Here is a 24,239-nt window from a genome sequence, read left to right on the forward strand (position 1 = left end):
TTGCCGAATTACCTTTCGCATAATATAATTAAGTTATTCAAAGAAAAACGTAACGGGGGGAAATTATGGTAACGAAAGCTCAAGATTCAAAATTGAAGATTTTTTCATTGGATTCTAATCGTCCATTAGCTGAAAAAATTGCTAAGCATATGGGTGTACCATTGGGTAAGGTTAATGTTGATCATTTCAGTGATGGCGAAATTAAAATTAACATTGAAGAAAGTGTTCGGGGGAATGATGTTTACATTATTCAATCCACTTCTGCTCCAGTTAACGATAATTTGATGGAATTATTGATTATGGTTGATGCTCTTCGTAGAGCTAGTGCTGCCACAATCAACGTGGTAATTCCTTACTACGGTTATGCACGTCAAGACCGTAAAGCACGTTCACGTGAACCAATTACGGCTAAGTTAGTTGCTGATATGCTTCAAACTGACGGAATTACTCGTGTTGTAGCACTTGATTTACATGCTGCTCAAATTCAAGGATTCTTTGATGTTCCAGTTGACCATTTAATGGGTGCACCATTGTTAGCTGATTACCTTATTCAAAGAGGACTTGATAAAGACGTTGTCGTTGTTTCACCTGATCATGGTGGAGTAACAAGAGCACGTGCTTTAGCTGAGTTCTTAGGCGCTCCAATTGCTATTATTGATAAACGTCGTCCTAAAGCTAACGTGGCACAAATTATGAATATTATTGGTGATGTTAAAGGTAAAACAGCCATCATGATTGATGATATGATTGATACTGCAGGAACCATTACAAAGGGTGCTCAAGCATTAATTGATGCTGGTGCTAAAGAAGTGTACGCTTGTTGTACTCATCCAGTGCTTTCTGGTCCTGCAATTCAACGTTTACAAGACTCACCAATCAAAGAAGTGATTGTTACTGATTCTATTCAATTACCAGATGATAAAAAGATTTCTAAGATTAAACAAATCTCGATTGCTCCTTTAATTAGTGATGCAATTGTCAGAATTGACCAAAATCGGCCAATTAGTCCATTATTCAATTCCCGTTTTGATTATGAAACTGACCAAATTAAGCCTGATAAACAAAAATAAATATAAAAAAAGAGTTATCGCTCAGCTTTGAGTGATAACTCTTTTAATTTACGTTTTATTTGTTGATAAATTTATTGAGAGCAAATGCCACACCATCTTCAGAATTGGTTTTAGTGACAAATTGGGCAATGTCTTTGTTTTCTTTAATTCCGTTACCCATGGCAACTCCCAAACCAGCATATTCAATCATACTGTGGTCATTACCTTGATCACCAATTGCCATGACGTTATCGGCCGTTAAACCAAGTTTTTCAGCGAGGTTTTTGAGAGCAGTACCTTTTCCTGCATGACTGTTAACAAATTCTAAGAAGAAGGGCATACTTCTAACAACTTGCATCCGTTGCTTAATTGAATTAGGTAAATTATCCATGGCATATTGAATCTTATCTTCTTCATCAGTGTACATCATTTTGATGATATCGTCTTCACGGGTGATTTCTTCAGGAGTACGGAAGTGAATTGGCAATCTGACCAAGCCAGCTTCAAAGGTACTATATGGACTAATATTACGATTGGTAACGATAATTTCTTTTAATGTTTCAATTTGGAAGTGCACGCCCATTTCTCTTGACATCATTTCAATTTGTAAGAAATCTTCGTAGTTAATTCCCATTTTTGAAATTAGCTTACCAGAAACAGTTTCGGTTACTGAACCATTAAAGGCAATCGCGTATTGTTCATCACCTTCGATTCCTAGTGGTTTTAAATAAGGTCTGATTCCAGAAAGGGGACGACCAGAACAAAGGGCCACTTTAATTCCTTTAGCAGCGGCAGCTTTGATTGCATCAATGGTAGCTTGGGCTAATTCATTTTTTTCGTTTAATAAAGTACCATCAATGTCGATGGCAATTAATTTAATATCCATATTATTGGTTCTCCTTGAGATTTATAATCGTATCGTTATTAATGTATCTTTGAAAATTATCGTATATTGGTTTAAATAATTCAACATTAGCGTCAGTTTGAAGCATTTCTTTAGGGAAAAAGAAACGACTATCTCCAACATCTTTTCCAGTAATGGTCCGAACTAAGAGACTAGCCTTTGATAATTCAACTAAGCTTCCATCTTTTTGCATTAATTCAATTTGGGCATTGGGATGCTTACTTTCAGGATTATATACGTCATAAGGCTGGTTATAACTATTATCGGTAGCTGTGTAGTATTCGGGATTAAATCCAGCTGCTTCAATTAACTTTCTTAATTTAGGCAATACATCTTTGGTTTCTTGTGTAAAAATGGCTGATTTAAAGGGTTTTCGATTAACGAACCGATTTGATAAATCAGAAAGGATTGAGTCAGGGGTATCACACCACATTGAGAAATAAGTGTTCAAAACTCCATCATCTAACTTAAGGTAAGTTTCCAAATCACGACTAGGATCGAAGGTACCTTCTAAAAATGGCATCAGCAAGGTTGGATTAAAGTTTTCTAACTTAGTTGAACTTTCCGCTAATTCTTTAGTCCGTAACAATAAATGAGCTAAAATGACTTCCATGGAACGTGAGATTGGATGAAAATAGACTTGGAGATACATTTGAAATCTTGAAACAATGTAATATTCAATCGCATGAAGACCACTCATTTTAAAACAAATTCCATCTTGATATGGACGCATTACTTGCAAAATTCGATCCAAATCAAATTTACCGTATTGTACGCCAGTAAAGTAGGAGTCACGTAATAAATAATCCATTCGATCAGCGTCACACTGACTAGAAATCATTTGGACGACTTGCTGATTATCGTAGGTTTTATTGATGACACTGGCTACTCGATTCGGAAAATCAGGGCCAACTTTACACAATACTTGGTTAACTTCTGTTTCCGGATTGGTAATAATGGCTTGCGTAATTTGTTCATGGTTGGTGTGAAAGATGTGTTCAAAAGTATGCGAGTAAGCCCCATGACCAATGTCGTGAAGTAAACCAGCACATTCTGCTACAATTCGTTCTGAATCATCCCAAAGACCATCTCCAGGCGTCTTAGTGGGATAATTACGTTGAAATTGGTTACAGATTCGACGGACAATTTCATAGACCCCTAAGGAATGAGTAAAACGCGTGTGTTCGGCACCAGGAAAAGTTTGCGAAGTCGTTCCTAATTGATGGATTCTCCTTAATCGCTGAAATTCTTTGGTGTTAATTAAATCCATGATGATTTGGTCTTGAATATAGATATGACTATGAACCGGATCACGGATGACTTTCTCTTGTTCCAAAGATGTTGAATAATATCCCATAGCGTACCTCCTACATTTGTTAATTATTACTATTATAGCGTAAATAGTAAGCATTAGTCATTTTGGATAGATTAAGATGCAATTTAGTAAAATTGGCGGTAAAATTAAAAGTGATAGCGAGGTAATAAATATGGAAAATGAAAAAAAATATCAAATAATTCATGTCACAGTTGAAACAAAGATTACCCAAGATGGTGAAACAGAAACGCATGATTTTTCTGAAGAAGGTCAACTTGTAGAAATAAATGACTTAATGTATGTTCGTTACCTCGAACATTTAGATCAACAAGAAACACCAGTTACATTCAAAATTACTGACGATAAACATGTTCGTTTAACTAGAAAAGCAGCTAACGACTTGATGCTTGATTTTGTAGAGGGAGAAAAAACGAAAAATCATTACCAAACTCCTTATGGACGTATGGAAATTGGAGCGTTGGCCCAAAAAGTGGATGTTGAGGTTGAACATGGTGCTCCTAAAGGTCATATTTTTGTCGATTATGCTCTTTATTCAAATAACGAAAAAGTAGGAGACTATCAGATTAAATTGCATTTTAGTCTATAAGTTAGTATCATAAGGTATAACGGAAAAAACTAGAAAGGCGTGTTTGATTTGGAACTTAAAAAATTAGATAATGTGGACAAAAACGAATTATCAATGATTGAAGTAGCACATGCAATTCTTGCTGATGAAGGTAAGACAATGCAATTTGCTGATTTAGTTAATGCAATTCAAAAATATACTGGCTTCAGTGATGATGAAATTAAAGCAAAACTAGTTAACTTTTACAGCGATTTAAATGTTGATGGTAGTTTTATTTCACTAGGTGACAACGTTTGGGGATTACGGACCTGGTATCCCTTTGATTCAGTTGATGAAGCAACAATTGGTGAAACTGAAGACGAACCAAAAACTAAGAAACGTCACAAAATTAATGCCTTCTTAGCTGATGCTTCTGATGTCGATGACGTTATTGATTATGATAATGATGATCCTGAAGATGATGATGTTGTTGATTATGATAATGATGATCCTGAAGATGATGATGTTGTTGATTATGATAATGATGATCCTGAAGACAACGATTTTAAAGATGATATTGATGGGGTCGATGACGAAGATGATGATGATTTAGGCGACGGTGAAGAATAAATACTTGACTAATTGATCAGATTCTAATATTATCTTACTTGGGCACTTTACATATCTGTAAAGGCAATCGAGTAAGAAAGCTCTCCGTTCTGCGAATGGGGAGCTTTTTTTAGTTTTATTGTTACGTAACTTTGGATAGGAGTAGCTATTATGACCAAATATATTTTTGTCACAGGTGGAGTGGTTTCTTCACTTGGAAAAGGAATTGTATCTGCATCTTTGGGAAGACTTTTAAAGAATCGTGGCTTGAAAGTTACCATTCAAAAATTTGATCCATACATTAATGTTGATCCAGGAACAATGAATCCTTACCAACATGGAGAAGTTTTCGTTACTAATGATGGGACTGAAACTGATCTTGATTTAGGACATTACGAAAGATTTATTGATAATGATTTAAATAAATATTCAAATGTTACCACTGGTAAGATTTATAAAGAAGTTCTTGAAAGGGAACGTCATGGTGATTATCTTGGGGCAACTGTTCAAGTTATTCCACACATCACCGGAATGATTAAAGAAAAAATGAAACGGGCTGCCAAGACCACTGATTCAGATATTATTATTACTGAAATTGGTGGAACAGTTGGTGATATTGAATCATTACCATTCTTAGAAGCAATACGGGAAATGCGTAAAGATGAAGGTGTCGACAATACTTATTACATTCATACCACTTTGATTCCTTACATCAAGGCTGCCGGTGAAATGAAAACTAAGCCAACCCAACACTCTGTTAAAGAATTACGAAGTGTTGGAATCCAACCAGACATGCTGGTTCTTCGTGCCGAAAAACCAGTAACAGAAGCTATGAAACAAAAAATGGCAATGTTTTGTGATGTTAGTGAAAAAAGTATTATTGAATCATTAGACGCACCAAACCTTTACCAACTTCCACTTAGTTTCCAAGAACAAGGCATGGATACCCAAGTCTTAGACCATTTTGGAATCAAAGCTCCAAAAGCTGATATGACTGAATGGAGAACATTAGAAAATCATATTCGTAATCTAAAAGGTGACGTTAACATTGCTTTGATTGGTAAATATGTGAAGTTGAAAGATGCTTACATTTCCGTTGATGAATCACTACGCCATGCCGGCTATGCTGATGATACCAATGTTCATATTACGAATATTGATGCAGAAGAGATTAATGACGAAAATGTAGTTGAAAAACTAAAAGGTTTTGACGGATTAATTGTACCCGGTGGATTTGGTAGCCGTGGAGTTGAAGGAATGATTACTTCAATTCGCTACGCCCGTGAAAATGATGTACCATTCTTTGGAATTTGTTTAGGAATGCAAGTTACTACGATTGAATATGCACGTGATGTGCTAGGTTGGAAAGATGCTAACTCAACTGAGTTTGTAAACGATACTAAACATAATGTGATTGATTTAATGGCTGATCAAAATGATGTAACTAGCATGGGTGGAACCCAACGTTTAGGTGCATATCCTGCTAAATTGAAACCTGGAACAGCCACAGCAGCTGCTTATGATAACAAAAAAGAAATTTCAGAACGTCATCGTCACCGTTATGAATTTAATAACAAGTTCAGAAAAGATCTTGAAGATGCTGGCCTAGTAATCTCAGGAACTTCTCCTGATGATCGTTTAGTTGAAATTGTGGAAGTACCAAATAAGCGCTTTTTCATTGCTGCCCAATATCATCCAGAGTTCCTATCACGTCCAAATCGTCCTGAAGGATTATTTAAAGCGTTCATTACTGCTGCCGACAAGTATCATAAAGAACAGGTAAAATAATTCATAAATAATTATTAATTCTTATGGTTTTCATTAGATTCCTATTGTAATGTTTGCTATTTTTAACTATGATTAATAATGTTGCATAAAATGAGAATAGTGAAGAGGAAAATATAATATGAGTATGATGAAAATACACGGTAATCATCGACTCATGGGAGAAGTTACGATTTGTGGTGCAAAGAATAGCACAGTTGCTTTAATTCCAGCTACAATTCTTTCCGACACTCCTGTTGAGTTTGATAAGGTCCCTGATATTTTAGATGTTCATAATTTAATGCTAATCTTGCAGTCAATGAACGTTCCATCTGAATTTAGTGACGGAATATTCAAAGTTAATCCAACTAATATAAAAGAAAGTCGGCTTCCTAGTGAAGCGATTAAAAAATTAAGAGCCTCTTATTATTTTATGGGGGCATTATTAGGTAGGTTTCATCGGGCAATTGTTAGTTTTCCAGGTGGAGATAATATTGGTCCACGACCAATTGATCAACATATTCGTGCTTTTGAAGCATTAGGAGCTGATGTCACTGAAGATGGTGATACAGTTTATATTGATGCGACTAAGCATGGTTTAAAGGGTGGAATTATCGATTTTGAAATGGTTTCGGTCGGCGCAACTATCAATGCAATTCTAGCTGCTACTAAAGCAGATGGAGTTACTGAGATTCATAATGTTGCTAAAGAACCAGAAATTGTAGATATTGTTTCATTTTTAAATAGTATGGGAGCTAAAATTACAGGTGCTGGAACGGATGATATTAGGATTGAAGGAGTAAAATCTCTTTCTGCTACTGAAATTCATACCGTTATTCCAGACCGCATTGAAGCGGGGACTTATTTAGCGTTAGCTGCTGCAATTGGTGACGGAATTTTAGTTAAAAACGTAATTCCAGAACATCTAAAACCATTTACAGAAAAATTAACTGAAATGGGTTTAAAATTAGAAATTAACGATGATAGTATTTTTGTTCCAGAAAGTGGTAATATTCACGGGGTTCAGATTACAACTGAACCATTTCCGGGATTTGCAACGGACTGGCAACAACCAATTACACCATTATTGTTTAATGCGGATAGCGATAGTGTTATTACTGATACTATTTATCCAAAAAGAAAAAAGCACATTCATGAATTAAAAAAGATGGGTGCTATTATTAAGGTGACTGATAATAATCAAATTATAATTAGTCCCAGTCGAGATTTACATGGAGCTATTGTTTCTGCCGGAGAGATTCGAGCAGGGGCATCACTCTTAATTGCCGGTTTAATGGCAAATGGAGAAACATTAATTACTCATGCTGATCATATTCTACGTGGATATGATAACGTAGTTGAAAAGTTAGCTGGGTTAAATGCTAATGTTGAATTACTTGAAGGAAATGTACCAAGTGCTTCTGAAGCATAGTTTTTGGTATTGCAACAATTTCTTTTTAGTGGTAAACTACAAAAGTTGAATATTTATAAATCAATCTCTGGATTTTATAAGTTCAGGGCAAAAGGAGCGTAATATTATGAAAAAAGGAATTCATCCAGATTTTCACCAAGTAGTATTCCAAGATTCAAGTACTGGCTTTAAGTTCATTACTGGTTCTACTGCTACTTCTGAAGATACAATTACTATGGAAGACGGTAACACTTATCCATTGATTCGTGTTGAAATTTCATCAGATTCACACCCATTCTACACTGGTAAACAAAAATCAGCTCAAGCAGATGGTGCTGTTGATCGTTTCAACAAGAGATATGGTCTCAACAAATAATTTTAAGCAAACTAAAAGACTTAACCAATTGGTTAAGTCTTTTTTTGTTCAGTTTTAGTTAGACTATTCTGTGGAATTTTCGCTATGGTTGATTTTAGTTTTGGGCAAATCCAAATCTCCACCAGCAGTATCAATCTTACTTTTATTAATCTTAGAATTTTTAATTTCAACATCGCCACTGTCGCTGTTAATTATAACTTGATTGTATTTCGTGGCTTTTTGATTGTTAATTTTAACATTTCCAGAATCACTGTTAAGCTTAAGTGTTTTAGCAATCAAGTTACTAATAAAGATATCACCACTTTCAGAGTTTGCTTGCATCGAATTGAATTGAGAATTACTAATTTTAACATCTCCTGATTCACTAGATAGATGATTATCATTTTCTACTTTAACTTGATCTATGTTAATGTCTCCACTTTCTGATTTGATTGTTAAATTCTTTGAATTAGTTTTAGTCAATTTGACGTCACCACTGTGACTAGCAATCAACAATTTTTTAATTGCTGCATCGGTTTGAACATCAGCCGCTTTAGATTTAATTTTTAAATCAGTAAGTTTCAAGTTTGAAGGAATTGTCACAGTGACAACAGACTTGGGCTGTTTAGAATTAATTTGAATTCCCCAAAGATGTTTTTGATGAGGATAAGAAACTTTAAGCTTGCCATTTTGATTAGTAATGGTCGTTTTTTTAAGATTTGGAAATTTAGATTGAACTTGGAACTCACTCCCAGTTTTTAAAATTACTTTAGTCGGAGCATCAATTATGAGATGTTGGACCTTGTCAGTATTTTTAACAGTTTGTTTTTTTGTATCAGCATTAACTTTGCTGTTTAAACAAATAATTAAACAACTAGCTATTGTGATACCTGTTACTAATTGTATTGTTTTCTTAAGCATTAAAATTAATCCTCTCTTTTTAATTATGGTTTTAACTTATCATCATTTTTGACTCATCACAAGTTAGAAAATAAAAAGGCCGTCTTCAGTAGGATGTGAACTGAAGACGGTCTTCTAATTTTATTTATGCTCTAGCTTTACTAAGCGTTTTTGTTTCACTTAAAACCAACATTAGGTTAATTAAAACTAATACTGATGTTGAAATAAAGACACCGGAGTAACCAAAGACAGATGATACAATTGAACCAATCATTGGTCCAGTAAAATTACCAACAGCTTGAAAACTTTGATTCCAACTAAAAATTCGTCCAGTAACTTGTACTGGCGTATTTTTGGCAATAATCGCTTGTACCGCTGGAAGCATACAAGAATTAGATATTCCAAGTAAGAATCTTAGTCCCATTAGTTCCCAAACATTAGTAACAAATGCCATTGGAATGTAAAGTATGATTGCCAGAATGAATCCAAAAATCATGATTTTTTCGGTTCCAATTTTATCACCTAATGCTCCAAATCTAGGAGCAGCTATTAGGGTCGAGATCCCAGGTACGGCTGCAACAATCCCACTAAAAAAAGTAACTGAAGGACTATTGTTCATGATTTGACGTACGTAGAGTGACAAAATGGGGGAAATTGAATAGTTAGAAGCTTGAATAATCATTGTAGTAATAAACATTCCAAAAATTAATTTAGGGCGGTTTAAAACTTTAATCACTTGCTTAGTATGTAAGTTCTTTTCTTTCGTAACAGGGGTGAATTTTTCCTTTACGAAAAAAATAGTAATTAAGAAAACTAAAAACATTAAGGTACTGGTGATGAAAAAAGTAACGCGATAACTGAAAATTGAGGCTAAAATTCCGCCTGCAAATGGTCCAAGTAATGAACCAGAAACACCGCCAGTCGATAAAATTCCAAGTGCTTTTCCACTTTCTCTTTTAGGAACTTGAATTGCCAAAAGCGCATTTGAATTAGGAAAGTAACCAGAAAAAATTCCTTGGATAAATCTAAGTGCGATTAATTGCCATACACTTGTGCTAAAACCCATTAAGAGGACGACAACTGACATGACAAATGATGCACGAAGCAACATAACCCGTCGGCCATAACGATCAGCTAAGCTTCCCCAAATAGGAGAAACCACCGCAGCTGCCATGAAAGAAGCAGAAAAGGCTAGTCCACTATATAAATTAAGTTGGCTTTGGGTGTATTTTCCAAGTGTATCGATGTAAAGTGAAAGAAACGGCATCATTCCACTAAAGCCCATTGAAGTTAAAAATAAACCAAACCATAGCGCAATTAAGTTACGGTGCCAAATTGATTTTGGAACCTGTTCTGGTTCGTTGGTACTAGGTTTTTCCATTAATTATCCTTCCTTTCTTATTTTTTCCATTTTTTTCAACCAAAGTGGTAATGATTGATTTAACATTTGGTAGGTTTTATCAAATCGATGTGTATACCAGGGATCAACGATACTGGTACCTTTTTGGCCTGGTACAATGTCCATACATAAGTGAAGTTTGGATAGATCTCTATTAGGAATTATTTGTTTTAAGTCTGCAAGATTACTTTCATCCATTGTAATGATGTAATCAGCATTGGAAATATCAGCAGCAGTAATTGGCCGTGAATAGTGGCCATTGTAATTTAATTGGTGTCGATCCATTTCTGCTTGGGCGCCAGGATGAGGTGGATTTCCTAATTCCTCGCTACTTGTTGCTACAGAATTAATCTGATAATAATCTGCGATTCCCTTTTCACTTGTCATTTTTTTGAATATTGATTCTGCCATGGGAGAACGACAAATATTTCCCAGACAAACGAATAGAACCTTTGTTTTAGTCATATTTAACCTCCATGTCGAAAATTCCAATATTACTATCATAGCAATTACCGAATTCTTTAGCACGCATTTGAAACTTGAAAAATAAAATTATTCAATAAAGATTAAATTTTTCTATACTATCTCTGTAATTAAGCTAATATCATAGTATAATTAATCCAATTGATGTTTTAAAAGGTGGTGGGTAAATGTTAACAAACTTAATTTATTTAAAGGTGAGTCCTATTGATCGTTTTGCGATTACTTGGGGCATTTCTGCTGGTGATTATATTAATGGAATTAGCAAAATACCACAAAATATTATTATGATTAATGATGATGTTGACAGCTCAAACAGTTTTAATGTTCATTCTAATTTTCCAACCATTACCGGTCAAAGCCAGGTTCGAGATTATGTGATTCGCGGTTATAAAACCGGAAGAGTTCCGAAATGGATGGATTATAAAACTAAAGATGGTTTAGATTCATTGAGCGATGATGAAATTGCAGATTTATTATATTTAGCTCATATGAATGTTCCCCGTAAGCGCAATCCATTTTCTGTTAAATTGGGAAATGAATTTGTTTATTTAGGCGGCACCAATGGCTTTAATAGGTTTTATTTTCGGAGTTTTCAAGAACTAAATCATATCTTAGAATTAAGTATTAAAAGACATTTACGCCATCAACGAAATAATAAACGAATTTTTGCTCGGCCAATTCAAATGAAAGATATTGATCCTGAAATTCTTCATGATCTCTTACACTTTAGTGTAGAGGGAATGATTATTGCATTTGAATTAGGACAAGAAGTGAAGCGACAAGTTAAAATGCCATTATTTAGAGTTGCTAAAACGCAAACTAAGGTGATTTGGGGAAGCGAAGGGCAGTTGTTAGCCAATGCAAATCAGGTGGGAATGTTAACTTATAATACTTTAAGTAATAAATGGTCAATTGATTTGAAAGTTAAGTTTGAACAAGATTTGAATGATCTTTAGAGTGGAGGCGGATTAGAATGAATTAATCCGTTTTTTATTTTGTTGTATAATTAGTAGATGATTTTGTAAATTAAAAGTGGGAGTCAAATTTATGAAGATGAAACTTGAAGAAATCGCTAAAGCTGTTAACGGAACGATTAGTAATAATGCAAATGACATTGAAATCACTAGTGTTGGTTTTGATAGTCGTAAGATGGAGCCTGATTCACTATTCGTTCCTTTAGCAGGAGAACACGATGGTCATGATTATATTCAAAGTGCCATTGATCATGGAGCAGTTGGAACATTTTGGAAAGCTGATCATGCTAACCAGGCACCAGATGATTTTCCAGTAATCTTAGTTTCCAATCCATTACAAGCTCTCCAAACTTTGGCTAAGTATTACCTTACAAAGATTAATCCGCACGTTGTAGCCATTACCGGTAGTAATGGAAAAACTACAACGAAAGATCTAATTGCTTCAGTTTTAGAAACTAATTTTAATGTTGCTAAAACACAAGGAAACTTTAACAATGAGATTGGAGTTCCGGTTACAATTTTATCCATGAATTCTAATACTGAATTTTTAGTAGTTGAAATGGGAATGGATCGTCCAGGACAATTACACGAGCTTAGTACACTTGTTAGCCCTGATGTTACTGTTATTACCATGATTGGGGAAGCACATATTGAATTTTTTAAAACACGTGATCGGATTGCTGATGCTAAATTAGAGATTATTGATGGGTTACGTGAAGATGGAGAATTTGTTTTTAATGGAGATGAACCACTTTTAGTTGATCGGGCTAATAAATTAAAGGTCAATAAAAAAACGTTTGGTAAATTAACAACTAATAATATTTATCCAATTAAGATAATTGACGGTGATAATACAACCAAATTTACTACTAATGTTTGGGATGGGTTAGAATTTACTATTAATTTATTGGGTGAATATAATGTGTTCAATGCTTTAGCAGCATTGGAGGTTGGTCGTTTATTCGAAATCAAGTCTCAGAACATGCAACTTGGATTAGAACATGCAAACTTAACTAAGAACCGGACAGAATGGATTAAAGGTAACCAAGGTGAGATGATTCTAAGTGATGTTTATAATTCTAATCCATCAGCTGTCAAAGCAGTTTTAAAAGCTTTTGAGAATACTCATGTGATGGGGAAACGGATGGTTGTTTTAGGAGATATGCTAGAACTTGGTGATCAGTCTAAAGAAATGCACGCAGGTTTGGCAGATAATCTAGATCCTGATCAAATTGCTGATGTTTTTTTAATCGGTGATGATATGCAAGCATTATCTGACGCTTTAAATAGTAAGTATCAAAGTGGAGTTAATTTGTTTTACTATAAAATTAGCGAAATGGACGTAATGATTGAAAAATTAAAAGCAATGATTCAACCTAGTGACGAAGTTTTATTAAAAGCTAGTCATGGAATACATTTAGAAAAAGTATTAGATGCATTAGAGTAGTTGACACGCTCAGTGTTTGCTTAATTTTGTAAAATATGCTATCATAGGATAGCTATATTAGAAGTATTAGAGAGAAATAAAGTGTAATCAAACAAGTTGCGCTTCAAGGGAAACGGATTTTTTCTGAGCAATTTGTTGTATTTACGGTGATGTTTCAATAGGAGGAACACATTTGAATTTTAAAGATTTAGGACTATCAGATAGTCTATTAAAAGCCGTAGCAGATAACGGCTATGCAGAACCAACTGCTATCCAAACTGAAACAATTCCATTGACCCTTAAAGGTGAAGATGTGATTGGACAAGCACAAACTGGTACTGGAAAAACTGCTGCATTTGCATTACCAATTCTACAAGGAATTGACGTTAATGACCCAAATGTACAAGCATTAGTAATTTCACCAACTCGTGAATTAGCGATTCAAACTCAAAAAGAAATTCAAAAGTTGGGTCGTGGCGAAGGTGTCCGTGCACAAGTTGTTTACGGTGGATCAGACATTCGTAAACAAATTTACGATTTAAAGAAGAAACCACAAATTATTGTTGGAACTCCTGGTCGTTTACTTGATCACATTAAACGTCGTACTCTTAAACTAGAACATGTAAAATTCTTAGTTTTAGATGAAGCAGATGAAATGTTAAACATGGGATTCTTAGAAGATATCGAAAGTATCATCAAGAACACCCCCTCAGATCGTCAAACAATGTTATTCTCAGCTACTATGCCTGATCCAATCAAGCGAGTTGGGGTACAATTTATGACTGATCCTAAACAAATTAAAGTTAAATCTAAAGAATTAACAACTGATTTAGTTGATCAATATTACGTAAAAGTTAAAGATAACGAAAAGTTTGAAACAATGACTCGTTTATTCGATGTTGAACAACCTAAAGTAACCATCGTTTTCTGTCGGACTAAACGTCGTGTTGATGAAGTTGCTAAAGGTTTGATTGCTCGCGGTTATAAAGCTGCTGGTCTTCATGGTGATTTAACTCAAAGTCGTCGTACTCAAATTATGAACGAATTTAAACGTGATCAAATCAATTATCTTGTTGCAACTGATGTTGCTGCTCGTGGAATTGATGTTTCAGGTGTTACCCATGTTTATAACTTTGATATTCCTCAAGACCCAGAAAGTTATGTTCATCGTATTGGACGTACTGGTCGTGCCGGACATCATGGTACTTCAGTAACCTTTGTAACTCCAAACGAAATGAGCTACCTTCGTTTAGTTGAAAAACTTACTAAGGTTCGGATGTTACCATTAAAGCCACCTACTGAAGATGAAGCTTTAGCTGGTCAAATGAAATTTGCCATTGAAGATGTTGATAAGTTGGTTAAACGGACTAATACCGAAAAATATGAAGACGTTGCAAATACATTGCTAGAAAATCATGAAGCAATTGATTTAGTAGCTGCTTTGTTAAACGAAATGTCACGTGATCAAGTTAAGGTTCATATCACTCCAGAACGTCCACTTAAAGGACATGGTGGTGGTCGTGGCCGTAGTCGCGGAGGATACCGTGGTAACAACAGTCATAGCCGTGGTGGATATCGTGGTAGTCGCGATAACAATAGTCGTGGTGGACATGATCGTCGTAACAGCTCTGGTCGTAGTAACAAATTCGTAATTAAAAATAAACATTAATTAGTTTAAATTAATATGTTTAAAAAGTGATTGAATTCTATTCGAGTTCAATCGCTTTTTTGTATAATTTTATAAATTAAAATTTTGGGGGGTGTTTTTAAATTATAAAGTCAAAGCTTTTTTAATGGTATAATTGAACCATGTTTTATTGAAGGAGTAAGTTATGGTAATCGGAAGAAATCGAAATGCCCAATTAATTATTAATGAAGATGCAATATATTCAAATATTAATGCTGAAATTCAACGATTAGACCAGCAAACTGAAATGTTTATGGTTGTAAAAGCGAATGCATACGGTCATGGTGCGGTTCAAGTTGCCAGACTTGCAAAATTAGCAGGAGCTACTGGTTTTTGTGTGGCCATTTTAGACGAAGCAATTCAACTTCGTGAAGCTGGTTTCGTTGATGAGCCGATTTTGGTGTTGGGACTTACCGATATTGAAGATTTACCTTTGATTGTTAAGTACAATATTGATGTAACCGTGAGTTCCGTGTCTTGGCTTAAGCAAGCCAATCGAGTTTTTGAAGATTTAAAACTAAAAAATAAAATTAAAATATTTTTAGCGTTAGATACTGGGATGGGACGAATTGGGTTACAAAGTTCTGCTGAAGTTACAGAATTTCTTGATTTTGTTAATCAAAATGCAAACAATTTAATTTTGGATGGTGTGTTTACGCACTTTGCGACGGCTGATGAACATAATCATGATTACTTTGATTTTCAATATCAAAATTTTAAAAATTTAATGCAATGTTTTAAAACTAAGCCACGCTATGTTTCGGTGGCTAATTCAGCGACAAGTTTGTGGCACCAAGTCACCGGAGCAAATATGATTCGCTATGGAGTTGCTGCTTACGGATTGAACCCTTCAGGTCAAGAATTAATTTCTCCAATTAAGTTAAATCCAGCAATGAGTTTGACGACTGAATTGGTTTATGTAAAAAAAGTTAATCCAGGTCGTTCAATTGGTTATGGTGCTACTTATTCGATTGATAAAGCTCAATGGATTGGAACAGTTCCAGTTGGCTATGCAGATGGAATTTGGCGCTCAATGCAAGGATTTAAAGTATTAATTGATGGACAGTTGTGTCCGATTGTTGGTCGAGTTTGTATGGACCAGTTTATGGTTCGCTTGCCTTATGAAATGCAACCTGGAGCTGAAGTAGTTATTGTAGGTAAACAAGGTACACAAACTATTACGTTGCAACAAGTAGCAGATCAGTGCCACACCATTCATTATGAAATTGCCTGTGGTTTTACTGAGAGACTACCAAGGGTCTACAAAACGTTAAGCAAAAGTAATGGGGGAAATAATCATGAAATGTCATTATGATGGTAAATTAACTGATAAAGATTTTGTCCGATTGGCTGCAAAAATTGATGAGCAGCATGCTGCCTTTGTGAGTGCTAATTTTGATAAAAATCCCGTAGTTAATCAGATGGTATATGGTTATGATTCGATGAAGAGAATTAGTCAAAAAATTGTAGCTGAATATGCCGAGGCTTCGAAACAAGATTTAACTAAAACTTTAGTAGATATTTATAATCAAGATCCTAAATTTAATTACATGAAAGGGAATCAAAAATGACAGACACCCGAATAAAACGGGGAGATATTTTTTACGCAGACTTATCGCCTGTAATTGGTTCAGAACAAGGTGGTTTGCGTCCCGTCTTAATTGTGCAAAATAATATTGGTAATAAATATAGTCCGACAGTAATTGTTGCTGCAATTACTGCTAAAATAACAAAACCCAAGATGCCGACTCATGTTGCCATTAAAGCTAGTAATTCTGGAATCGGTAAAGATTCGGTAATTTTATTGGAACAAATTCGAACGATTGATAAACAACGGTTGAAAGATCGGGTTACGCATATCTCTGATACGTTGATGGAAAAAGTCGATAAATGTTTGGCTTTAAGTGTTGGATTAACAGACTCAATTAATTAAAAAATACATAGAAAAGGAGTGAGATTTCTCACTCCTTTTGCCTTTTCTAGAGCCATAATCTACTGGTTAATTATGTTACAATTAAAATGATTGTTACAATTCGAGTAAGGAGAAATTAAGAATGAAAATGATTGTTGGATTAGGGAACATTGGTAATGAATATGCAGGTACACGACATAATACAGGATTTATGGCGGTTGAAAAATTTGCGGCAGAACACGATATTGAAATTAATAAGCAAAAAATGGATGCAATGTTCGGAACGGGAATGGTCGATGGCGAAAAAGTCATGGTAGTAGAGCCAACCACCTATATGAACGAGTCTGGTCGTGCAGTTCATCCTTTGATGCAATTTTATAAGCTTGACTTAGATGATGTCGTCATTGTGTATGATGATATGGATTTACATGTTGGTCGAATTCGCTTACGTAATCATGGTTCAGCTGGTGGACATAATGGGATTAAAAGTCTTATTGCCCATTTAGGAACTGATCAATTTAATCGAATTAAAATTGGAACGGATCATCCTAAACGCCAAAGTGTGGTTGATTATGTACTTGGTAAATTTACCTTAGAACAACAAGGACCACTTTCTGAAGCACTTGATAAGACGGTGAAAGCACTTGATGAATGGGTAGCCGGAACCGATTTTGCTAAGTTAGAAAATCAATTTAATTAATTAAACTAAATTAAAAAACGATAGGAGGTGTAAATTGATGCAATTAAATGAGTTTTTAAAAGAAGTTCCTCAATATCAAACTATTTTAGATAATTTAGAACCTGATACTAAGCAGTTAGTAACGGGAACTAGTGGAACTGCACAAAAATTAATTTTAAGTGAGGTTTTAAAAGACACCAAAAAGCCGATGATTTTTGTAACTGATACGATGGATTATGCTGATCAGGCTGTCAAAGAGTTTGAAGAAGTTTTGCCAGATCAACAGGTTTATGAATTTCCTGCTGAAGAATTAATTGCAGCTGAAATTGCGACCAGTTCACCCCAATATCGTTCTTCAAGAGTAAAGGCGATGAGTGCTTTACAAAGTGGTAAACCAGTTGTAGTGATTGTTTCAACATCTGGGTTAAAACGATATTTACCAGAACCAGCTACTTTTAAGGCTAGTGCTTTACAAGCAAAAATTGGTAGTGAATTTAACTTTGCTGATTTACAAAAACAGCTAGCCAGTATGGGGTACATCAGAAATAATTTAGTTTCAATTCCTGGTGAATTTGCAGTTCGGGGATCAATTATTGATATTTATCCTTTAAATTCCGAATATCCTGTTCGACTTGATTTTTTTGATACCGAAGTTGATTCGATGCGTTATTTTGATGCAGCCACACAACGAAGTATAGAAAATATTCAAGAGTTAACCGTTTTACCAGCCACTGACTTTTTGCCATCAGAGGCAGATCGACAACATGGAATTAAAGAATTAACGAAGCAAATCCAAAAAACTGATAATGAAGATTTAATTAAAAACATTAATTTAGTAATTAAAGACTTAGGGACTAAAGTTACTGATTCATTGTGGATGCAGTATGCAGAATTTATTTTCCGTAAAGCAACATCAATTTTAGATTATTTAGATCCTCAAGGGGTTGTGGCTTTTGACGACTATGCACGAGTAAGGGATGCTAATAAGCAACTTGAAACTGATGAAAATAATTGGAAAAATTCAGTTATGCAAAATGACCAAATTTTTGAAAAACAAAAATTTAGTTTGAATTTTAAAACGATTATTGAAGAAAATCAACATCCTAAAATGTTATTGTCCTTATTCCAAAAAGGATTAGGACGAATGAAATTAGATGATATTGTAGATATCAAAGTTCGTCCTGTGCAACGTTTCTTTGGGCAAATGCCAATGTTGAAGACGGAAATGGATCGTTATCAACAAGAAAAAGCCACAGTAATCATAATGGTTCCAAATCAAGAAAGAATGCAGAAGGTCACGCAGACTTTGGCTGATTTTGATATGGAAACCATACAAACAAATGTCAATGATATTCAACCACATCGAGTGCAAGTTGTTGAAGGTAATTTTGATTTGGGGTTTGAACTACCAGCCGCTAATTTAGTGGTAATTACTGAAAATGAATTATTCAAACGGGTTTCTGAACGGAAACAACCTCGTCGAATTCGTCATCAGACCTTTACGAATGCCGAACGAATTAAAAGTTATACGGACTTAAAACCTGGAGATTTTGTGGTTCACGTTAATCATGGGATTGGTCGTTACGATGGCATGAAAACCATGGAAGTTGATGGAAAACATCAAGATTACCTAACGATTACTTTCAAAAATGATGCCCACATTTTCATTCCTGTTACGCAATTAAACTTGATTCAAAAGTATGTGGCTTCTGAAGGAAAACAACCACGTATGAATAAATTAGGTGGTAACGAATGGGCGAAGACTAAAAGTAAGGTTTCGAAAAAAGTTGATGATATGGCCGATGAATTGGTCGAGCTTTATGCGAAACGAGAACACGAAAAAGGTTTCGCTTTTCCATCAGATGATGATTATCAAGTAGAATTTGATAATGACTTTCCTTACACACCAACTCCCGATCAAGTTCGAAGTGCGGATGAAATCAAACATGATATGGAACAGCCACATCCTATGGATCGCCTACTAGTTGGTGATGTTGGCTATGGTAAGACTGAAGTTGCAATGCGAGCTGCCTTCAAAGCAGTGGAAGCTGGCAAACAGGTGGCATTTTTAGTACCAACGACGGTACTTGCTCAACAACACTATGAGACGTTAGTGAAAAGATTTGCTAATTTTCCCGTTAGTGTAGGAGTTCTATCAAGGTTTAATAGTGCCAAACAAACCAAACAAGATTTGGCTGATTTAAAAGATGGAAAGTTAGATATTGTGGTGGGAACTCATCGATTGCTTTCAAAAGACGTTGTGTTTAAAGATTTAGGGTTATTAATTGTTGATGAAGAGCAACGTTTTGGGGTAAAAGCTAAAGAAAAAATCAAGGAATTACGGTCTAATGTGGACGTGTTAACTTTGACAGCTACTCCAATTCCGAGAACTTTAAATATGTCGATGATGGGGGTTCGTGACCTTTCGGTAATCGAAACAGCTCCTGCTAATCGATATCCAATTCAAACCTATGTAATTGAACAAAATGACGCCACGATTGTGGATGGAATTCGTCGAGAAATGCAACGGGGCGGACAAGTCTTTTATTTACACAATCGGGTTAAAGATATTGAACAAGTAGTTGGAAAATTAGAAAAGCTACTTCCAGATGCACGCATTGCCTACATTCATGGACAACAAACAGAAACTCAAATGGAACGCGTGCTCTATGATTTTGTTAATGGTGATTACGATGTTTTAGTTACAACTACCATCATTGAAACCGGAATTGATATACCAAACGTTAATACGCTTTTTGTCGAAAATGCTGATCGAATGGGGCTTTCGCAGTTGTATCAAATTCGTGGTAGAATCGGACGAAGTAATCGAGTTGGGCAAGCATACTTTATGTACCAACCTAATAAAGTTTTGACGGAAGCAGGTGAAAGTCGGTTAGAAGCTATTAAGGACTTTACTGAGCTTGGATCAGGTTTTAAAATTGCCATGCGAGATCTTTCAATTCGGGGAGCAGGAAACGTATTGGGAAGTCAGCAACATGGATTTATTGATTCAGTTGGTTATGACATGTACACTAAGATGCTTTCTGATGCTGTGGCACAAAAACAAGGGAAGAAACGTAAAATTGATAAAACTAATTCTGCGGTTGAATTGGGAATTGAAGCTTATCTTCCTTCTGATTATATTGAAGATCAGCAACAAAAAATTGAACTTTACAAACGAATTCGCCAAATGGATAGTACTGAACAATTTACTGAATTACAAAGTGATTTAATTGATCGTTTTGGAGAATATCCAGCAGCGGTTGCTAATTTACTAGATGTTGATTTAATTAAAATGTTAGCAGACTTTGATTTAGTTGATAAAATCAGAAAAGATAAGCAAACAATTGTAGTAACTTTCAGTACATTAGGAACAAAACTCTATTCTAGTAAAGAAATTTTACAAGCAATTGCCAGTACTGAATTTCGTTCAACCATTAAGATGATTGATGGACGTTACCAGATTCGCCTAATTGTGCAACCAACGATGGAAGTCATTGATTGGCTAACTAACTTAAAACAGTTTGTCCAAGAATTAGAAAAAATTAGAAATGAACATGAGATGCAAGACGAGAAAGAATAGGATAATTAAATGAGAATTGATAAATTTTTAAAGATTTCCCGAATTATCAAACGACGTCCGGTTGCCAAAAAAATTAGTGACCAAGGTCGAGTTTTTGTGAATGGAAGAGAAGCCAAGTCAGCTACTAAGGTTGGAGTTGGTGATGAAATTCTCATTAAGTTTGGGAACAAAGAACTTACAGTACGAGTTGAACAAATTTTACAAACTACTAAAAAATCTGACTCAGATCAAATGTACACGGTTTTAAATGAAAAATATATCCGCGATTATGATAAAGAATCAGAAGAGTTATTGTAAAATACAAATTGTTGATGTATCATGATTGAAAGAACAAAATTAAGGCTGATTAGGTTGGAGGAATAAAGTTGGGTAAACGGCAAAGCAATGTAGCTCAATTACACGCTAATATTGGAAAACCCAAACAATCAAAACAGTTAATGTCAACTCGTCGAAAAAAGCGAGCTTTGATGATTTCTGGAGCTATTGCAGTTGTAACTTTTTGCTTAGGTTTTCAACTTTATGGAGCAAAGGCTAATCTTAATAAAGTTAATGGACAAATCCATTCTGAAAAAATCAATCTAAAAAAACAAAAAACTAAAGCAGCTGAGTTAAAGCAAAAAAATAAATTACTTAAAAATGAAGATTATGTAAAAGATTTAGCACATACCAAGTACGGATATTCGCAAAAAGGTGAAACAAATTATCATTTGAGTAGTAGTAAATAAGAAAAATGGGAGTTCTTACGAACTTCCATTTTTAGTTATGTTATAATTAGAACCAATATTATTTAGGAGGAACAGCTTTTGACGCTCAAAGTTGGTGAAATTGTTACTGGAAAAGTTTCTGGGATAACAGGATTTGGTGCATTTATTGATCTTGGTGACCATAAAAACGGATTAGTACATATTAGTGAAGTTTCAGATGGCTTCATCAAAGATATTCATGACGTTTTAAACGTTGGTGATGATGTTAAAGTTAAAGTGATGAAAATTGGTGATGATGGTAAAATTGGCTTATCAATTAGAGCAGCCAGTGATAAACCGCAAGCAGATGCTAAACCGCATCATATGCATAAATCACAAAGCAATTCACACCGCCCACGTTCCTCACAACCTAAACATGAAAATAAACCAGAAAAATTTGATGATTTACTTTCTAATTTTTTGAAACAATCAGAAAGTCGCTTGTCAGATATTAAAAAGAATACTGAAGGTAAACGCGGAGGTCGTGGAGGTCGTCGCAGTTAATAATGAACTGAGCATTTAGGTGCTCAGTTTTTTGTTAGGGGGAGTTTTAGTGAAGTTACAAAGTCAATTCAATCTTAAAGTCGCCCAATCAAATTGGTGGAAATCAAATGAACCCATCGTAATTGCAGTCTCGACCGGAGTTGATTCGATGGTACTTTTGCATTTAATTCAACAGTTAAAGCAATACCATCCCCAAATAACTGTTGCTCACGTTAATCATCAATTAAGGAAACAAAGTGAAGATGAAGAACAATATTTAAGAGATTACTGCAATGAACACCAGCTACAGTTGGTGCTTAAACGTTGGGAACATGGTAAAATATCGAGCGGGATGGAAGCTCAAGCCCGTAAATTTCGCTATCAATTTTTTAAAGAGGTTATGCAAAAGACAGGTTCTAAAGTTTTAGTGACCGCTCATCAACAAAACGATCAAGCAGAAACCGTTTTAATGAAATTAGTTCGGTCTGGAAATTTGAAAGAAGTTGCTGGAATTAAACCAGTTCGTAAGTTTGCTGGTGGAAAATTAATTAGACCATTATTAAAAGTTCGTCGTTCAGAAATTGAATCGTATGCGATTACGAATCAAATCCATTGGTTTGAAGACGAAACCAACCACGATGATGAAGTTCAAAGGAATCGGATTCGTCATCATGTGCTTCCTAATTTAGTTGAAGAAAATAAAAATGCGGTTGATCATTTGGCAACCTTTGCAGATGATTTACAAAAGCAAAATGGTTTAGTTGCAAAATTATTGGATTCCTATCTTAATAATCTTGATTCATTTAAACAAACTTCAAATAGTATTGAAGTTAATTATGATGATATTTCTAATATGATTGAGCCCGCTTTACAGCAAATGATGCAGCGATTAATGCCAGTGAGTTTAACCAAAACTCAACTATTTGAAGTTGTTCAACTTTTACAAAATCAAAGAAAACCACAAGGTAAAATCCAATTAGGCAATGGTTTTGAATTGCAAAAGGTTTATCAAAAAGTAAAAATCAAGAAAATTAAAAGTGAAAACAAAACTTTTCGTGAAAAAACTGGTTTTATGGTAGTATTAAATCATTGGTATGATTTGCCTAGTGGCAAGTCAGTGGCTATTTTCAATTCTGAAAAAGTTCCTAGTGGAAACTACCTACGCCAAAGTTATTTTTGGTTAAATGACTCTCAATTTCCCCTTCAGATTCGACCAAGTGAAATACATGATCGAGTTAAATTGAAGGGTGGAGGACATAAACAATTACGGCGAATTTTGATTGATCATAAAGTTAATAATGAAGAACGTAAATTAATGTTTTCTCTAGTTGATTGTCATAATGAGGTTCTTTCAATCTTAGGAATCCAGGAAAGTAGCACGAATAAATCAGTGCAAACAAATTTATACGTATTATTAGTTAAATAAGGAGATTATTAATGAACGACGATATCCAAAAGGTACTTTATAGTGAAGCAAAAATTCAAGATACTTGTGTTGAATTAGGAAAGCAACTCACTAAAGATTATCAAGGTAAGACCCCATTAGTTGTTTGTGTTTTGAAAGGTGCAGTTCCTTTTATGGCAGATGTCATTAAACGAATGAACATTTATATGGATCTTGATTTTATTGATGTTTCTAGTTATAAAGGCGGAACTGTCTCTACCGGTGAAGTTGAATTAGTAAAAGACCTTGATTCTGACGTTAAGGATCGCGATGTTCTTTTTATTGACGATATTATTGATACTGGTCGTACTTTAGATTATCTTAAAAAATTACTTAAAAATCGTGGTGCAAAATCTGTTAAGGTTTGTACTCTGATGGATAAGCCAGAGGCTCGTAAAGTAGATACTGTTCAAGCTGATTACGTTGGTTTTGATGTTCCTAATGAATTTTTAGTTGGGTACGGGTTGGACTATCAAGGTAAATATCGCAATCTTCCATATGTTGGAGTTTTAAAACCGGAAGTTTACAAGGCTTAATAATCGTTTCAATTCATT

24 protein-coding genes are annotated in these 24,239 nt (G+C 34.8%); 19 read left to right on the forward strand and 5 right to left on the reverse strand.

Annotated elements, in window-relative coordinates; genetic code table 11:
- Positions 1 to 65 precede the first annotated feature (65 nt).
- Positions 66 to 1,070, forward strand: coding sequence for a ribose-phosphate diphosphokinase (locus tag PY770_RS02070; RefSeq protein ID WP_103428613.1), 1,005 nt, complete (start codon positions 66 to 68; stop codon positions 1,068 to 1,070).
- A 55-nt stretch (positions 1,071 to 1,125) separates the two neighbouring features.
- Here PY770_RS02070 and yidA read toward each other — a convergent pair whose 3' ends face one another.
- Together yidA and PY770_RS02080 are read right to left on the reverse strand one after the other, a co-directional pair.
- Entirely contained in the window at positions 1,126 to 1,935 is an 810-nt protein-coding gene (gene yidA, locus PY770_RS02075) for a sugar-phosphatase (RefSeq protein WP_139555017.1), read from the reverse strand.
- A 1-nt stretch (position 1,936) separates the two neighbouring features.
- Positions 1,937 to 3,310: an HD domain-containing protein gene (locus PY770_RS02080; protein ID WP_139555018.1), complete on the reverse strand. Its 1,374-nt coding sequence runs from the start codon at positions 3,308 to 3,310 to the stop codon at positions 1,937 to 1,939.
- 130 nt (positions 3,311 to 3,440) lie between these two features.
- On the opposite strand from PY770_RS02080, the gene PY770_RS02085 reads away from it, so the two are divergent.
- The 5 genes from PY770_RS02085 to PY770_RS02105 all read left to right on the forward strand — a co-directional run bounded on the left by PY770_RS02085 (position 3,441) and on the right by PY770_RS02105 (position 7,993).
- The gene (locus tag PY770_RS02085; RefSeq protein WP_014081715.1) at positions 3,441 to 3,875 is read left to right on the forward strand and encodes a YwiB family protein; all 435 of its coding nucleotides are present in this window, start codon (positions 3,441 to 3,443) and stop codon (positions 3,873 to 3,875) included.
- Positions 3,876 to 3,923: 48 nt separating this feature from the next.
- A complete protein-coding gene (gene rpoE / locus PY770_RS02090; RefSeq protein ID WP_180993248.1) occupies positions 3,924 to 4,463 on the forward strand; it encodes a DNA-directed RNA polymerase subunit delta in 540 nt (179 codons plus the stop codon).
- Between the two features lie 150 nt (positions 4,464 to 4,613).
- The gene (locus PY770_RS02095; RefSeq protein ID WP_103428616.1) at positions 4,614 to 6,230 is read left to right on the forward strand and encodes a CTP synthase; all 1,617 of its coding nucleotides are present in this window, start codon (positions 4,614 to 4,616) and stop codon (positions 6,228 to 6,230) included.
- 118 nt (positions 6,231 to 6,348) lie between these two features.
- Positions 6,349 to 7,638 carry a UDP-N-acetylglucosamine 1-carboxyvinyltransferase gene (locus PY770_RS02100; protein ID WP_275046042.1) on the forward strand — a complete coding sequence of 430 codons (1,290 nt, stop codon included), beginning with the start codon at positions 6,349 to 6,351 and terminating at the stop codon, positions 7,636 to 7,638.
- A 106-nt stretch (positions 7,639 to 7,744) separates the two neighbouring features.
- Positions 7,745 to 7,993, forward strand: coding sequence for a type B 50S ribosomal protein L31 (locus PY770_RS02105; protein WP_041817614.1), 249 nt, complete (start codon positions 7,745 to 7,747; stop codon positions 7,991 to 7,993).
- A gap of 63 nt (positions 7,994 to 8,056) precedes the next feature.
- On the opposite strand, the gene PY770_RS02110 is transcribed toward PY770_RS02105, so the two are convergent.
- The 3 genes from PY770_RS02110 to PY770_RS02120 all read right to left on the reverse strand — a co-directional run bounded on the left by PY770_RS02110 (position 8,057) and on the right by PY770_RS02120 (position 10,736).
- A complete protein-coding gene (locus PY770_RS02110) occupies positions 8,057 to 8,893 on the reverse strand; it encodes a DUF4097 family beta strand repeat-containing protein (protein ID WP_275046043.1) in 837 nt (278 codons plus the stop codon).
- A 124-nt stretch (positions 8,894 to 9,017) separates the two neighbouring features.
- The gene (locus PY770_RS02115) at positions 9,018 to 10,253 is read right to left on the reverse strand and encodes a multidrug efflux MFS transporter (protein ID WP_163600924.1); all 1,236 of its coding nucleotides are present in this window, start codon (positions 10,251 to 10,253) and stop codon (positions 9,018 to 9,020) included.
- A 3-nt stretch (positions 10,254 to 10,256) separates the two neighbouring features.
- Complete coding sequence (locus PY770_RS02120) at positions 10,257 to 10,736, reverse strand: low molecular weight protein-tyrosine-phosphatase (protein WP_168848101.1); 480 nt, start codon at positions 10,734 to 10,736, stop codon at positions 10,257 to 10,259.
- A gap of 185 nt (positions 10,737 to 10,921) precedes the next feature.
- Between PY770_RS02120 and PY770_RS02125 the strand changes: the two genes are divergently transcribed.
- From PY770_RS02125 to hpt, 13 genes are all read left to right on the forward strand, one after another.
- The gene (locus tag PY770_RS02125) at positions 10,922 to 11,710 is read left to right on the forward strand and encodes a hypothetical protein (protein WP_139555023.1); all 789 of its coding nucleotides are present in this window, start codon (positions 10,922 to 10,924) and stop codon (positions 11,708 to 11,710) included.
- A 91-nt stretch (positions 11,711 to 11,801) separates the two neighbouring features.
- A complete protein-coding gene (locus PY770_RS02130) occupies positions 11,802 to 13,175 on the forward strand; it encodes a UDP-N-acetylmuramoyl-tripeptide--D-alanyl-D-alanine ligase (protein ID WP_103428622.1) in 1,374 nt (457 codons plus the stop codon).
- Positions 13,176 to 13,347: 172 nt separating this feature from the next.
- The gene (gene cshA / locus PY770_RS02135) at positions 13,348 to 14,823 is read left to right on the forward strand and encodes a degradosome RNA helicase CshA (RefSeq protein WP_041817620.1); all 1,476 of its coding nucleotides are present in this window, start codon (positions 13,348 to 13,350) and stop codon (positions 14,821 to 14,823) included.
- 163 nt (positions 14,824 to 14,986) lie between these two features.
- Positions 14,987 to 16,156, forward strand: a complete 1,170-nt coding sequence (gene alr / locus PY770_RS02140; protein ID WP_275046044.1) for an alanine racemase — start codon at positions 14,987 to 14,989, stop codon at positions 16,154 to 16,156.
- The gene (locus PY770_RS02145) at positions 16,140 to 16,412 is read left to right on the forward strand and encodes a hypothetical protein (RefSeq protein ID WP_103428623.1); all 273 of its coding nucleotides are present in this window, start codon (positions 16,140 to 16,142) and stop codon (positions 16,410 to 16,412) included. Before alr ends, PY770_RS02145 begins: the two co-directional genes overlap by 17 nt.
- Positions 16,409 to 16,774: a type II toxin-antitoxin system PemK/MazF family toxin gene (locus PY770_RS02150; protein WP_041817621.1), complete on the forward strand. Its 366-nt coding sequence runs from the start codon at positions 16,409 to 16,411 to the stop codon at positions 16,772 to 16,774. Before PY770_RS02145 ends, PY770_RS02150 begins: the two co-directional genes overlap by 4 nt.
- 121 nt (positions 16,775 to 16,895) lie before the next feature.
- A complete protein-coding gene (gene pth / locus PY770_RS02155) occupies positions 16,896 to 17,453 on the forward strand; it encodes an aminoacyl-tRNA hydrolase (protein WP_056957973.1) in 558 nt (185 codons plus the stop codon).
- A 37-nt stretch (positions 17,454 to 17,490) separates the two neighbouring features.
- Entirely contained in the window at positions 17,491 to 21,015 is a 3,525-nt protein-coding gene (mfd, locus tag PY770_RS02160) for a transcription-repair coupling factor (protein ID WP_225362377.1), read from the forward strand.
- Positions 21,016 to 21,024: 9 nt separating this feature from the next.
- The gene (locus PY770_RS02165) at positions 21,025 to 21,312 is read left to right on the forward strand and encodes an RNA-binding S4 domain-containing protein (protein ID WP_014081732.1); all 288 of its coding nucleotides are present in this window, start codon (positions 21,025 to 21,027) and stop codon (positions 21,310 to 21,312) included.
- 68 nt (positions 21,313 to 21,380) lie between these two features.
- A complete protein-coding gene (locus PY770_RS02170; RefSeq protein ID WP_139555026.1) occupies positions 21,381 to 21,740 on the forward strand; it encodes an FtsB family cell division protein in 360 nt (119 codons plus the stop codon).
- Between the two features lie 78 nt (positions 21,741 to 21,818).
- Positions 21,819 to 22,262 (forward strand): S1 domain-containing RNA-binding protein, encoded by a 444-nt coding sequence (locus tag PY770_RS02175; protein ID WP_103423182.1) that lies wholly within the window; start codon positions 21,819 to 21,821, stop codon positions 22,260 to 22,262.
- Positions 22,263 to 22,311: 49 nt separating this feature from the next.
- Positions 22,312 to 23,667 carry a tRNA lysidine(34) synthetase TilS gene (gene tilS, locus PY770_RS02180; protein WP_275046045.1) on the forward strand — a complete coding sequence of 452 codons (1,356 nt, stop codon included), beginning with the start codon at positions 22,312 to 22,314 and terminating at the stop codon, positions 23,665 to 23,667.
- Between the two features lie 11 nt (positions 23,668 to 23,678).
- Positions 23,679 to 24,221, forward strand: a complete 543-nt coding sequence (gene hpt, locus PY770_RS02185) for a hypoxanthine phosphoribosyltransferase (protein ID WP_103423180.1) — start codon at positions 23,679 to 23,681, stop codon at positions 24,219 to 24,221.
- Positions 24,222 to 24,239: the final 18 nt, after the last annotated feature.

The sequence above is a fragment of the Fructilactobacillus sanfranciscensis genome, from assembly GCF_029023685.1.
Lineage (GTDB): Bacteria > Bacillota > Bacilli > Lactobacillales > Lactobacillaceae > Fructilactobacillus > Fructilactobacillus sanfranciscensis.